The sequence below is a fragment of the Acidiphilium rubrum genome (assembly GCF_900156265.1).
GTDB lineage: Bacteria > Pseudomonadota > Alphaproteobacteria > Acetobacterales > Acetobacteraceae > Acidiphilium > Acidiphilium rubrum.
Window position 1 is genome coordinate 1 of sequence record NZ_FTNE01000050.1, and the last position, 11,869, is coordinate 11,869.

The 11,869-nt window shown below is 59.7% G+C and carries 16 protein-coding genes; 14 read left to right on the top strand and 2 right to left on the bottom strand.

What is annotated here, in order from left to right:
* The first annotated feature begins 82 nt into the window (after window positions 1-82).
* The 14 genes from BW994_RS18010 (at window position 83) to BW994_RS18070 (ending at window position 10,799) form a co-directional block, all read left to right on the top strand.
* Complete coding sequence (locus BW994_RS18010; protein ID WP_139334170.1) at window positions 83-421, top strand: hypothetical protein; 339 nt, start codon at window positions 83-85, stop codon at window positions 419-421.
* A 95-nt stretch (window positions 422-516) separates the two neighbouring features.
* Window positions 517-762 (top strand): hypothetical protein, encoded by a 246-nt coding sequence (locus BW994_RS18015; RefSeq protein WP_029313947.1) that lies wholly within the window; start codon window positions 517-519, stop codon window positions 760-762.
* Window positions 763-901: 139 nt separating this feature from the next.
* Entirely contained in the window at window positions 902-1,756 is an 855-nt protein-coding gene (gene tetH, locus BW994_RS20330; protein ID WP_051657634.1) for a thiosulfate dehydrogenase, read from the top strand.
* Between the two features lie 73 nt (window positions 1,757-1,829).
* Window positions 1,830-2,864 (top strand): substrate-binding domain-containing protein, encoded by a 1,035-nt coding sequence (locus BW994_RS18025; RefSeq protein ID WP_029313950.1) that lies wholly within the window; start codon window positions 1,830-1,832, stop codon window positions 2,862-2,864.
* Window positions 2,865-2,972: 108 nt separating this feature from the next.
* Window positions 2,973-4,163 carry a TDT family transporter gene (locus BW994_RS18030; RefSeq protein ID WP_051657635.1) on the top strand — a complete coding sequence of 397 codons (1,191 nt, stop codon included), beginning with the start codon at window positions 2,973-2,975 and terminating at the stop codon, window positions 4,161-4,163.
* The gene (locus BW994_RS18035) at window positions 4,160-4,621 is read left to right on the top strand and encodes a phosphate-starvation-inducible PsiE family protein (RefSeq protein WP_051657636.1); all 462 of its coding nucleotides are present in this window, start codon (window positions 4,160-4,162) and stop codon (window positions 4,619-4,621) included. The genes BW994_RS18030 and BW994_RS18035 overlap by 4 nt, the downstream gene beginning before the upstream one ends.
* Before the next feature lie 148 nt (window positions 4,622-4,769).
* Window positions 4,770-5,372: a hypothetical protein gene (locus BW994_RS18040; protein WP_029313956.1), complete on the top strand. Its 603-nt coding sequence runs from the start codon at window positions 4,770-4,772 to the stop codon at window positions 5,370-5,372.
* A 34-nt stretch (window positions 5,373-5,406) separates the two neighbouring features.
* The gene (locus BW994_RS18045; protein ID WP_035231532.1) at window positions 5,407-6,114 is read left to right on the top strand and encodes a c-type cytochrome; all 708 of its coding nucleotides are present in this window, start codon (window positions 5,407-5,409) and stop codon (window positions 6,112-6,114) included.
* Window positions 6,111-7,073: a c-type cytochrome gene (locus BW994_RS18050; protein WP_051657638.1), complete on the top strand. Its 963-nt coding sequence runs from the start codon at window positions 6,111-6,113 to the stop codon at window positions 7,071-7,073. The genes BW994_RS18045 and BW994_RS18050 overlap by 4 nt, the downstream gene beginning before the upstream one ends.
* Before the next feature lie 46 nt (window positions 7,074-7,119).
* Window positions 7,120-7,296, top strand: a complete 177-nt coding sequence (locus BW994_RS19810; protein WP_156038188.1) for a hypothetical protein — start codon at window positions 7,120-7,122, stop codon at window positions 7,294-7,296.
* A gap of 9 nt (window positions 7,297-7,305) precedes the next feature.
* Window positions 7,306-7,833 carry a cytochrome c oxidase subunit II gene (locus tag BW994_RS18055; RefSeq protein ID WP_029313961.1) on the top strand — a complete coding sequence of 176 codons (528 nt, stop codon included), beginning with the start codon at window positions 7,306-7,308 and terminating at the stop codon, window positions 7,831-7,833.
* Window positions 7,830-9,521, top strand: a complete 1,692-nt coding sequence (locus BW994_RS18060) for a cbb3-type cytochrome c oxidase subunit I (protein WP_029313962.1) — start codon at window positions 7,830-7,832, stop codon at window positions 9,519-9,521. Before BW994_RS18055 ends, BW994_RS18060 begins: the two co-directional genes overlap by 4 nt.
* 16 nt (window positions 9,522-9,537) lie before the next feature.
* Window positions 9,538-10,149, top strand: a complete 612-nt coding sequence (locus tag BW994_RS18065; RefSeq protein WP_211252813.1) for an SCO family protein — start codon at window positions 9,538-9,540, stop codon at window positions 10,147-10,149.
* Window positions 10,146-10,799 carry a cytochrome c oxidase assembly protein gene (locus BW994_RS18070; protein ID WP_051657639.1) on the top strand — a complete coding sequence of 218 codons (654 nt, stop codon included), beginning with the start codon at window positions 10,146-10,148 and terminating at the stop codon, window positions 10,797-10,799. The genes BW994_RS18065 and BW994_RS18070 overlap by 4 nt, the downstream gene beginning before the upstream one ends.
* A 37-nt stretch (window positions 10,800-10,836) precedes the next feature.
* Here BW994_RS18070 and BW994_RS18075 read toward each other — a convergent pair whose 3' ends face one another.
* The gene (locus BW994_RS18075) at window positions 10,837-11,409 is read right to left on the bottom strand and encodes a hypothetical protein (RefSeq protein ID WP_029313967.1); all 573 of its coding nucleotides are present in this window, start codon (window positions 11,407-11,409) and stop codon (window positions 10,837-10,839) included.
* 39 nt (window positions 11,410-11,448) lie between these two features.
* Window positions 11,449-11,787 (bottom strand): hypothetical protein, encoded by a 339-nt coding sequence (locus BW994_RS18080; protein ID WP_139334170.1) that lies wholly within the window; start codon window positions 11,785-11,787, stop codon window positions 11,449-11,451.
* Window positions 11,788-11,869 lie beyond the last annotated feature (82 nt).

The following is an 11,869-nucleotide window of genomic DNA, read 5'->3' on the forward strand; positions in this document are numbered from 1 at the left end:
TCCTCCTATATCGGTCTCACACAAGGACGCTAAGTCCTCCCCGACCCCCAACGAGGCCGAGGCTTTTTGAAGGATAATGACGATGTTTACGAAAACTCTGATGGCGGCGGTTGTGGTTGGTGTGTTCGGGCTGGGTGCGGTCGCCCATGCCGATCAGGGCATTGTGGTAATGCCGGCCAACCCGGTGGTTGCTCAAACCATGACGGCCGGCGGCGGCGAGCAGTATCCCAGCTTCGCCAATAACGGCACGCCGGTGGTCTCCGAGCGGGTAATCGCCAGCAACGGCGGGCAGAACTACCCGACCTTCGCCAACCCAACCAATGGCGGCACCAGGGCCGACTATGCGGCGCTCGGCACAGTCAATGGCGGCACCACTACACAATACGCGGCACTCACCGGCTTCAACCATAACGGCGGCTAATCCACGGATAGGCTTGCTGCTCCGGAACCCGGAGCAGCCCGGCAAGGCAAAACAAAAGCCAGCCGGATTCCATCACAAACTTTAGGAGAGTTCCCATGCGTAAACTGATCCAGACCATGACATTCCTCGCGGCTCTTGGCGCGCTTGCGCCCTTCGCGGCGCAGGCCGGGCAGCCAGGATTAACCATGTACCAGCCAGGCCCGCTCATCGTGCACACGCCACAAAGGGCAAAGCAAGCCATAAAGGCAGCTCCCGCACAGGAACAGTTCGCCGTCAGCTCAGACCAGCCAAGCCTGACCATATATCAGCCTTATCCAATGAGTGCACGGGCGCAGTCTTAATCGCCGGTCACTACGAGGTTCAATAAACTTGTGGATACTCCATAAAATCCAAAGCTGCGCGGATTGATATGCATGGAGCGTTCGACATGCTCGCGCGACGCAGCCGAACGCGACAAAGATCCAGGAAGGAACCCAATCGATGACTGAAACACCAGACGTCACCACGGCAAACGATCTCATAACCCCGGCCCTAGGGATCACTCGCCGCAGCGCCGTTGCCATACCGGCCGCCGGAATCGGCGCCGCAATAATCGGCGCGGCATTTGCGTCCACTCGTTCGGCCCAAGCGGCCGATGCAACGATGCCGGAAGGAGCTTTGCTGATCCCGCCGAACGCGACGAAGCTGAAAGCCTTGACATCAGCCTTGGCAAAGGCGCCGCGCCGGCGCAATTTCAAGACCTTGCCGATGATCCTGACCAGCGCGGATGACTGGGACAGCGAGGCGCTGCATCTGCTGTTTGCCTACAAGGGCGGGCCGAAGCAGGTCTGGGACAACACGGCGCTCGACAGCCCTTGGCTCAACGGGATGCGTAATTCGATCAACGCGCAAATCTGGGGCTGGAAGCATCCGGACTTCCTGATGGCCTCCGCCACCCATGGCTCCGCGCATATGGCACTGTACGACGACTATATCTGGGACAAGTATCTCGCCAAGTTCAGCGGCGGCAAGCATAGCGCGAACACCTGGATCAAGCAGCCGGCGGCATCGAAAGCGAGCGCTACCAATTATAATGATTCAAAAGGCGTGTTCTCCCCGCACGACAACAGCATCACCGTGCTGCAGCGCCGGGGCGTGGCGTTCTGCGCCTGCCACAATGAGGTTTGGGAGCTGACGATGGGCATTCTCAAGAAGGGCATCAATCCTGACAAGCTGTCTCATGGAAAGATCGCTGCCGAGTTCACCAATCATTTAATTCCCGGTGCCGTGCTGACGCCGGGCGTGGTCGGCACTATTCCGGAGTTTCAGCTCGCCGGATACCAGTACATCAAGTAAGACGCCCGCTGGCAGAACTGAACCCCGGCGCCTCGATGCCGGGGTCTTCACCACCATCAAGGATAACGTTCCAATGAAGTCTCTCAAAACCAAGCCTCGCGGCTCTGTTCTGGCCACGCTTGCCGGACTCGCCATGATCGGCACGCTGCCATTGGCTCAGGCCGCCGGCACCAGTACGGCTGATACCGGATGGCACGGCAAGGCCGAGGCGCCGCATTATCAAGAAGAGATATTCCCGCCCTGGCAGCATGGCGCCAATGACGATGCTCTCGACAAGGGCTTCAAGTTCACCGTGCCGGAAGTCGATGACATGGCCGACTTCCATGGCAATCTCGATAATCCGAAGCTTATCCTTTATATCGGCGGCAATTACTTCTTCGCGGTCGCGCCCTTGGTGAAAGCTTTCGAGCAGGAACATTCCAAATATAAAGGGCATGTTTTCGTGGTGACGATTCCGCCTGGCCTGGAAGTCAAAGCGATGAAGGCCGGCGGCACCTTCACCTCCGGCAACATGACCTTCACGATCAAGCCTGACGCCTATCTGGCGGGACTGAAGAAGGTAAAATCGCTGATCGCCTCTGGCATGCTGACCGGCCCGGCCATTGCCTATGCGACCAACGACCTCACCATCATGATCCCCAAGGACAATCCTGGCCATATCACCGGGATCAAGGATCTGGCGAAGCCGGGAATCAAGCTCGTCATGCCGAACCCGGCCTTCGAGGGCATCGCCCGGCAAATCGAGGCCTCGCTGAAAAAGGCCGGCGGAGCCACGCTGGAGCAGAAAGTCTATGACACCGGCGTGAAGGACGGCTCAACCATTCTCACCCATATCCACCATCGTCAGACGCCACTTTTTCTGATGCAGGGTCTGGCTGATGCCGGCATCACCTGGAAGTCCGAGGCGATCTTCCAGGAGCAGGCGGGGCACCCAATCAGCAATATCGACCTGCCGGCGAAGTACAACACCACCGCGATCTATGGCGGCGCGCTCGTCAAGGATGCCGCCCATCCGGCAGCGGCGAAAGCCTGGCTTGCCTTTGTTCAGTCACCGACCGCCCTAAAAATCTTTGAGCATTATGGTTTCAAGCCTTATAACAAATCCTGAAGCCAGCCTGTCTGATCGCACCAGGGAGGATCGCTGAAACAGCGTCCCTGGTGCCTTGGCCGATCGTCTTGCCCATCAACACCGCGCTTCATCACTGGGGACCTATCCATGATCGACCTCCACCCGCTCCGAAAGCTTTCTCACCCGCGCGAAGCGATCCGGCAGTTCACGCCGAACTGGTTCACCCTGAACATGGGCACCGGCATCTTGTTCCTGATGCTCGCTCAGTTTCCGTTCTTCGTGTACGGGCTGGCGCCGCTGACGCGCATCCTGTTCTGGGCCGATATCGGGTTCTATCTGCTGTTCTGCGCCATGTTCATCGGGCGCTGGGTGTTCTTCACCAGGGGTGCGCTCAGGCTGCTCGACCATCCGGTGCAGTCGATGTTCCTCGGTGCGATCCCGATGGGCCTGGCACCCATCATCAATGGCGCGGTGAATTTTTATGGCGGCACGCCCTTCGCCGTTCATGCCGCGCTGATTTTGTGGTTCACCGATGCCGCGCTCTCTTTATTTATCGGCTGGCTGGTGCCGTTCTATATGTTCACCCGGCAGTCCCACGCCTTCGAGAACATGACCGGCGTCTGGCTGCTGCCGATCGTGCCGGCTGAGGTCGCCGCGGTCAGCGCCGGAACCATCGCGCCACATTTGCCGGTGCAGACCGCGCAGATGGTGACCATCATTGGCTACGCCTTGTGGGCGATCTCGGTGCCGCTGGCCTTCGGCATCCTCGCCATCCTGTTCCTGCGCCTGGCGCTGCACAAGCTGCCGCATCGCGACATGGCGGTATCGACCTGGCTTGCCCTCGGGCCGATCGGCACCGGCAGCACCGCGCTGATCCTGCTGGGCAATTCCTCCGTCCGGGCCTTCGCGGGCGAGAAATTCTTCCACATGCTGGCCATGGCGCAAGGGATCGGCCTGATCGGCGGCTTGTTTCTTTGGGGGCTGGGGCTGTGGTGGTTCGGCATGGCGGCGCTGATTACGCTCCGCTACGTGAAGGACGGGCTGCCGTTCAACATGGGCTGGTGGGGCTTCACCTTCCCGCTCGGCGTCTATACCGCCTCGACCTTTGCAATATTCGCTGAGACCAAATTCGCCTTCTTCGAATTGTTCGGCGCCGCGCTGGTCGTGCTGCTGGCGTTCTTCTGGATGGTGGTGACGACGCGGACGATGCAAGGGATGTGGAGCGGGCAGCTGTTCAGCGCGCCTTGTCTGACAGGAGAATGCCTCTCCGGCGAAACCGGCTTGCCGATGTTCGATGCGGCGCCGGTTACCGCATCACGCGAACTGCAGGTTCAATGATCACGTACAAGCCTGCCCAGTTGTTCGAGCGGGCCGAAACCGGGTTCTTTCTTGGGCTTGGCGCCTTGCTGATGCTGGCGGCTCTCGTCGCTTTTGGCCAGGCACTCTATCTGATGTTCACCGATGTTGATCATGGCACGACGAATATCGGGTTGATCGCGGTACTTGACCGGGTTCTTCTCGTACTAATGATCATCGAGTTGCTGCACACCGTGCGCATCTCGATCCAGTCGCGGGAGATACGGTGCCAGCCATTCCTGATCATCGGCCTGATCGCCGCTATCCGGCGGGTGCTGGTGGTGACGCTGCAATCCTCGGAAATCTCCACGACCCATGGCTGGTCACCGGCCAGTCAGGGCATGTTCATGGAATCAACCGTCGAGCTCGTGGTGCTCAGCCTGCTGATCGCAACCATGGTCGGCGCCACCTCCATGCTGAAGCGCGCAGATATTACATGATCGACGTTGTACCATCGCCGGCATGCCGCAACCGATCCTGTGAATCGATTGGTTCCATCTTGATGATCGACTTTATGAGTTGGCCGGACAAGCACATGATGCGCCTGACGCCAATGATCATCCGGAGCTTGTAGCAATTGAACAGGATATGAAAACCCAAATCAGCCTTGCGACGCGTTCGAAAACCGCCATTGCGGCGAGGCGGCGTCTGGCTCCGGATAATCTGCATTCCGGCATCGCGCGCCGGCTATGGACCAGCCTGGCCGCGGGCGCCATTGTCATTGCCATCAACAGCTTCATCCTGTTCGCCGCCGACTGGATTCCGCTGGTAACCGCGCATGGCGGATTGCTGAAACTGATCAAGCCGTTCGTCGCGGGTCCGCTGCAAACATCCAGCGTCGCGTCCGTGTGGCGAATGCTCGATCTGCCTGCGCCGCAGACGATGGTTTTCAAGATCGGTTTCCATGTTGCGGTGGGTCTTGCGATGGCCGTTGCGTACGCGTTCGTCTTTGAACCCGTGCTGCGCGGCCCTGCCTGGCTGAAGGGCCTGCTTTATGCGGTGTTTGCCTGGATCATGAACGCCTTCATCGTCCTGCCCTGGATCGGCGAAGGGATTGCAGGGAGCCGCAATCTCAGCCTCGCCGGGATAGAATATTTCGCCTTCGCCCACACCGTGTTCTTCGTGCTTCTGGCGATTTTATACAGACAATTCATGAAGCGACGCGCCCCGAACACAGGCGTCGTATCATGATACGTCCAACTTCGGCTCCCAACGAGGCGCTAACATGAAAAATCAGCTTAAGATTCGATTATTGACTTTGATTGGCGCGGGTCTGCTTAGTCTTTCACTGTCTCTTCATTCAGCACTTGCCAATCCGGACTCACCGGGCGGCAAGAAGATTGCGCTGATAGGCGCAGAGCCAGGAATTCCATCCTGTTCCGCCTGCCATGGCGCGACCGGAGCGGGACAGTTATCGGCAGGGATTCCACGATTGGCCGGCCTCACTGCGCCTTATATTCTCGCGCAGCTGGAGCATTTCCGGCACGGCACGCGCGAAAATGCCTTGATGACGCCCTTTGCGAAAAAACTGAACACCACGCAGATGCAAGCAGTCGCCGAATATTATGCGTCGCTTCCTGTCCCGCGGCCTTCCGGCGCGAACCCGCCGGTGGATCAACAGTTACGAAAGCAGATCACGATGGGCAGTAGCCTCGCCGAAAACGGACTCTCGCAAAGTGCCATGCCCGCATGCGCCGCTTGCCACGGCGAGGCCGGATTGGGTGTCGGCACGTTCTCTCCAGATATTGCGGGCCAATCGGCGGCCTATATCGCCGATCAACTCCATGAGTGGAAAGCAAATGACCGCCGGGATCCGCTAGGGGCATTCATGCGTGCCGAAGCGCTGCATCTTTCACCATCCGACATCAAGGCCGTGGCGGCGTATTTCGCATCGCTGCCCGGCGCATCAACAGCGAAGGGAGCGACAAAATGACGAACCGTACGAAAGTCGCCGTCATCATCGGCGGGATCGGCCTCGCTGCAGCCGCCACTGCAGTCGGCTGGCATGGCAGCCAGCCCTCGCTAGGCATGCCGCGCGCTCATGCCGCGACCGCGACGCAGAAACCGGTTGTCTTCACTCCGCCGCCGGATAGCGAGATTCCGAAGGGCAAATTCGGCGATATGATAAAGCTGGGTGAGAACGTTTTCCGCCATCCGGATATCTATGCGAAATCCTATGTCGGCAATCATCTGCGGTGCAGTAACTGCCATCTCTCGGCGGGACGGCTTGCCGATGCGGCGCCGATGTGGGCGGCCTATTCGGCTTATCCCGCCTATCGCAGCAAGAACGGCAAAGTGAACTCGTTCGAGGAACGCCTGCAAGGATGCTTCCGATTCAGCATGAACGGCAAAGTGCCGAAGCTCGGCAGCAAAACGCTGATCGCTTTGGAAAGCTACTCCTACTTTTTGGCGAAAGGCGCGCCACTCGGCGAAAAACTGGCGGGGCGCGGTTATCCCAAGCTGCCGAAACCGGCTTTGCCTGTCAGCTATAGCCGTGGCGCAGTGGTCTATGCGCAGCATTGCGCGGCTTGCCATGGCGCTACCGGCCAGGGCCAATCCTCCGGCGGCAAAGTCGTGTTCCCCGCGCTATGGGGGCCGCAATCCTTCAACTGGGGCGCCGGCATGGGTTCGGTCAAGAATGCCGCCGATTTTACCTACCAGAACATGCCGCTGGGCATGCCGAAATCATTGACCCAGCAGCAGGCCTGGGATGTCGCGACCTATATCGACAGCCAGGTGCGCCCTGAGGATCCGCGCTATCTCGGCAGCGTCGCCGCGACCCGCAAGAAATTCCACCACACCAAATTCTCGATGTACGGCAAGACAGTGAACGGCGTGCTGCTCGGCCAGCCGGACCAAGCGAAATCGACGCCCGGCGTGTTGCCGAAGTAAGTATACCGCTCTGCTGTAAGTCTCTAACAATGTCAGGAAACCCGCCATGTCCGGGAGTGAGCCGTCTCGCCTGCAACAGGATGCGCCGGAAACGACGCCACATCTTGAGGATTATGATCTTGTCGTCCGCCCCGTTGGCGCCTGGGTGATCGGCGGGTTTCTGTTGTTCTCGATCCTGACGATGTGGGGCCTGGTGTCCTATATTTTCGCCTATAGAAGCTGAGGCGGCGTCATGAGCGACATCACGCCGGAAACCCGATTCGATCATGCTTTTCACAAAGCGGCGGACCGGCACGAACGGGTCTGGATTTTTTTCACCATCGCCCTGCTGGCATTGCTTTTCGCCGGCACGCTGGCCTTCGTCGCCGTTGATTTCGGCGTGGTCGCGAAGGGTGCTGGTTTCTACAAATCCCCGCTAACGCCGGCGGATTCGCCCTTGTTCAAAAGCGGCAAGTTGGTGAAGACCGGTCCGAGTGCCTATTCGGCCTACGTGACCGGCAAGCTTTGGTACTGGACGCCGAGCCCAATCCATGTGCCGCAGGGCGCGACCGTCACCTTCTACGTCACCAGCGCCGATGTTATCCATGGCTTCGAGGTCCAGGGCACCACCATCAACCTGACGGCGATTCCCGGCGTGGTCGGAACCGTGAGCTACACCTTTGACAAGGCTAGAATCTATCACATCGTCTGCAACGAGTATTGCGGCATCGCCCATCAATCGATGATCGGCGAGATCATCGTGGATCGGAGACCAACATGAGCGTTGTTATCGGAGCGGAGCGCGATTCGGCTCCTGCCATAGCCTGGGCAGCGCAGAAGCGACTGATGTCGCTGTTCCTGATCGGCGGATTTTCCGCGCTGATGATCGGCGCGGCAATCGGGCCCTTGCAGGCGCTGAACTATGCGGATGTGAATGCCTATCCTTTCCTGCGGCCGGTGCTGCAATCCTATTACGAAGGCCTGACAATCCATGGCGTGCTGAACGCTTATGTCTTCACCTTCTTCGTGACCAGCGGGTTGCTTGTCTATCTGCCGGCGCGCGAGCTTGAGCTTGAGCCGAATATGCCGATCTGGTGGACCAGTTTCGGCTTGATGACGATCGGCGCCGTCATGCTGCTCTACGCGATGTTCGACAATTCATCGAGCGTGCTCTGGACCTTCTACCCGCCCCTGAAGGGCAGCCCGTATTTTTATTTCGGCATGACGCTTCTCACGCTCGGCAGCATGGTGCCGTTGGCGGCCGTCATGGATTTGCGCACGCGCTGGAAACGCGCCAATCCCGGCAAGCTGACGCCGCTGGTCACCTATATGAGCGCGGCGACCCTGCTGATGTGGCTGTTGGCTGCTCTGGGTGCCGCCGCCGAGTTGATCGTCCAGCTCGATCCCTGGTCGCTGGGACTGACCAAACACGTCGATCCAATTATCGGGCGCACCCTGTTCTGGTGGACCGGCCATCCCATCGTCTATTTCTGGCTGATGCCCGCCTATGTGTCCTGGTACGCTTTCCTGCCGCGCGAAGCCGGTGGCAAGCTGGTGTCTGACCCGATGGCAAGGCTGACCTTCGCCCTGCTGTTGATCTTTTCGATGCCGGTCGGGACGCATCACCAATTGCAGGATCCCGGAATCGCGCCGGTCATCAAGGCGATCATTGCCGGGCTGACGCTTTCGGTGGCGCTGCCGAGCCTGATCACCGCGTTCACGCTCGGCCTTTCGCTCGAATATGCCGGCCGGCGCCGGGGCGGGCGCGGCTGGATCGGCTGGTTCACCGCGCTGCCCTGGAAGAACCCTTCCGTCGCGGCACAGGTTCTGGCGATGATCACCTTCATTTTCGGCGGTGCCGGCGGCATCGTCAACGGCAGCTTCCAGCTCGACAACATCGTCCATAACACCACCTGGATACCTGGGCATTTTCACATCACCGTCGGAACCGCCGTTACCATGACCTTCATGGGACTCAGTTTCTGGATGATCCCGCATCTGACCGGCCGCGCCTTGTTCAGCCGGAAGCTTGCCTTGATCTCGATCTGGCTGTGGTTCATCGGCATGTCCGTCTTTTCACTCGGCATGCACTGGGCTGGGCTGTTCGGTGTGCCGAGGCGCGCCTGGGTGTCGGAACTGCCGCATAGCGAATACATGCACGTCTATGGCGTCGCGCATTTTCCGCTGATCCTGGTGGGCGTTGGCGGCGTCATCCTCTGGGGTGCGACAGCGGCTTTCTATGTCGTGTTCTTCGGCTCGCTGTTCGGCGGCAAACGAAACGAGACGCCGGTGCATATTCCCTTTACCGAATTCCTTGCCGGGCCTGAAGGTTCGCGTCTCGCCGGCATCCTCGAGTATCTATGGCCGATCACCGGGCTGACCTTCCTGGTGACCTTGGCTGCCTATCTGCCGGTGCTGATCCCGTTCTTCCAGCACCAAACCTTCGCGCCCGGTTGGATGGTGTGGTGAAATAGGCGTGTATCCAGTGCGGAAGGGCGCGCGATGGCGGTCGCCCTTCCGCGCCGTCATCGTCTGTAGCGCCCTTGCCCTCGGCTTCTGGTCCTATTCGAAATTCGGTAACGTCTTTGATTATGCTGGATCGCCGGTGCCGCATCGGCTGGCGCCGCGGCTGGATCTGATAACCGATCGGGGACAACAGTTTTCGCTCGGGCAACTGCGCGGCCATGCGGTTCTGGTCTATTTCGGTTACACCAACTGCCCAGACGTCTGCCCAACAACGCTGGCCGATCTCGCCTCGGCACTACGCGGTCTGGGCGGACTTCGTTCCAAAGTGGATGTCGTGTTCGTCACTCTCGATCCCGCGCATGATACGCCGCCCGTTTTGCGGCACTATCTGACGGCGTTTGATCCGCATTTCATCGGCCTCACAGCACCGCCGGCGGCAATCGCGGAAGCGGCAAAAAGCTGGAACATCTCATGGAAACGCGCACCAGGACATGCGGATTACATCGATCATACATCGGTCGTCGCCCTGGTAGGACCACACGGTTACTTGCGCACCCGGTACGGCGTAGCGCAAATCAGCGACAGGGATGGAGTGTCAAAGGATATCCGCCATGTGCTGGATGTGTCATGAACCAGGCTGCCGGAATCTTCACGGCGCTTGATTTGCTGCGGACCGCATCCTTTCTGGCCGGCATCGCCGTCATGTTGCTTGCCTTTTATGGGCTGCATGATCCCTTGGCGTCGATGGCGGTCTATGGCAGCGCCATGATGGCGCTGAACCAGATCGCGCCGCCGCTCCTGCTCCTGGGGCTTCCACCCGAATGGCGCGCAGGGTTGCGCCGCACCGTGATCGGTGACTGGCTGTTCGATCCATGGGTCGCGTTCAGTGCCTTTGTGCTTTTCACAATTGCGGTCAGCCTACCCGGCATTTTCAATGCAGCACTTGCGCATGCCGTGTTTGCGGCGCCGCTCGGCCTGTTCGAGTTGATCGTCGGCCTGATGTTCTGGGCACAGCTCCTGCCCTGCAGCCAGACCATCACCCCGTCCTGGCGCGCCGGCTTGTACGGCTGGCTGGGCGGCACGCCGATGATGGTCATCGGGCTGGTCTGGATCTGGTCATCGCATGTTTTCTACGCGCCCTATCTGAACGTCATCTGCGAATGGAACATCACGCCATTGCAGGATCAGAAATGGGCGGGGGTGCTGATGGTCATATTCGGCATTCCCTTGCAGCTTCGCTCGATCTGGGTCCTCTCCGAGATGTTCTTTGAAATAAGGTAAGGCGCGGCCTGCCGATCTTGCGGAGCCGGGTTGTCCGTCAGAGTGGCCGCTCATGCGAATGGACATTATGCGCGGCATGGCGGGTCAGAATTTCGACCGCCCGGCGCTCGTGGTCGCGCGTACGCGTGTGAACCCAAAGCAGCAGACCACCATGCTCCTGTTGGGCGGCGAGCTTGGCGTGATGCCGGCGCGCCAGCATAATGGCCAATGCCGCGCCGATTAAAGCGCCGGTGCCGCCAGTGGCGATGGTGACGCCGGCGGTTGCGATAATCGTCGCCCCTGTCGCCGCGGTTGCCGCCGCTGCCCCCATGGCGGGAACCATCGCGAAGCCAGCGATCAGACCGCCTTCCGCGCCGCCCTCGGCCTCCGGGCAGAAATAATCGGTTCGTGGTGCTTGCGGATCATCGGCAGAGACATCAGCCGGTTCGCAAATGCCGGAACTCTTCTCCTGCTTCAGCACGCTCAACTCGCAACGGGCAAAACCTGCTGTCAGCAAATCATCGATGGCTGCCTGAAACGAGGCGTTATCATCGAAAATACCTACGGCTTCACGGGCCGCGCTTGTATCATGCGATAGTTGCTGATTTTCGGGGGTGGATTCGGTGGACATGAGAATAATTTTCCTCTGCGGCGGGATTAGGCCGCTGGATCAGCCGCCGTTATGGTTGAAGCCGGTGAGTGCCGCGTATTGTGTAGTGGTGCCGCCATTGACTGTGCCGAGCGCCGCATAGTCGGCCCTGGTGCCGCCATTGGTTGGGTTGGCGAAGGTCGGGTAGTTCTGCCCGCCGTTGCTGGCGATTACCCGCTCGGAGACCACCGGCGTGCCGTTATTGGCGAAGCTGGGATACTGCTCGCCGCCGCCGGCCGTCATGGTTTGAGCAACCACCGGGTTGGCCGGCATTACCACAATGCCCTGATCGGCATGGGCGACCGCACCCAGCCCGAACACACCAACCACAACCGCCGCCATCAGAGTTTTCGTAAACATCGTCATTATCCTTCAAAAAGCCTCGGCCTCGTTGGGGGTCGGGGAGGACTTAGCGTCCTTGTGTGAGACCGATATAGGAGGA

Bases quoted from the DNA above. Each gene is read 5' to 3' on its own strand.
- BW994_RS18010 (WP_139334170.1), top strand. From the start codon at position 83: ATGTTTACGAAAACTCTGATGGCGGCGGTTGTGGTTGGTGTGTTCGGG.
- BW994_RS18015 (WP_029313947.1), top strand. From the start codon at position 517: ATGCGTAAACTGATCCAGACCATGACATTCCTCGCGGCTCTTGGCGCG.
- tetH (WP_051657634.1), top strand. From the start codon at position 902: ATGACTGAAACACCAGACGTCACCACGGCAAACGATCTCATAACCCCG.
- BW994_RS18025 (WP_029313950.1), top strand. From the start codon at position 1,830: ATGAAGTCTCTCAAAACCAAGCCTCGCGGCTCTGTTCTGGCCACGCTT.
- BW994_RS18030 (WP_051657635.1), top strand. From the start codon at position 2,973: ATGATCGACCTCCACCCGCTCCGAAAGCTTTCTCACCCGCGCGAAGCG.
- BW994_RS18035 (WP_051657636.1), top strand. From the start codon at position 4,160: ATGATCACGTACAAGCCTGCCCAGTTGTTCGAGCGGGCCGAAACCGGG.
- BW994_RS18040 (WP_029313956.1), top strand. From the start codon at position 4,770: ATGAAAACCCAAATCAGCCTTGCGACGCGTTCGAAAACCGCCATTGCG.
- BW994_RS18045 (WP_035231532.1), top strand. From the start codon at position 5,407: ATGAAAAATCAGCTTAAGATTCGATTATTGACTTTGATTGGCGCGGGT.
- BW994_RS18050 (WP_051657638.1), top strand. From the start codon at position 6,111: ATGACGAACCGTACGAAAGTCGCCGTCATCATCGGCGGGATCGGCCTC.
- BW994_RS19810 (WP_156038188.1), top strand. From the start codon at position 7,120: ATGTCCGGGAGTGAGCCGTCTCGCCTGCAACAGGATGCGCCGGAAACG.
- BW994_RS18055 (WP_029313961.1), top strand. From the start codon at position 7,306: ATGAGCGACATCACGCCGGAAACCCGATTCGATCATGCTTTTCACAAA.
- BW994_RS18060 (WP_029313962.1), top strand. From the start codon at position 7,830: ATGAGCGTTGTTATCGGAGCGGAGCGCGATTCGGCTCCTGCCATAGCC.
- BW994_RS18070 (WP_051657639.1), top strand. From the start codon at position 10,146: ATGAACCAGGCTGCCGGAATCTTCACGGCGCTTGATTTGCTGCGGACC.
- BW994_RS18075 (WP_029313967.1), bottom strand. From the start codon at position 11,409: ATGTCCACCGAATCCACCCCCGAAAATCAGCAACTATCGCATGATACA.
- BW994_RS18080 (WP_139334170.1), bottom strand. From the start codon at position 11,787: ATGTTTACGAAAACTCTGATGGCGGCGGTTGTGGTTGGTGTGTTCGGG.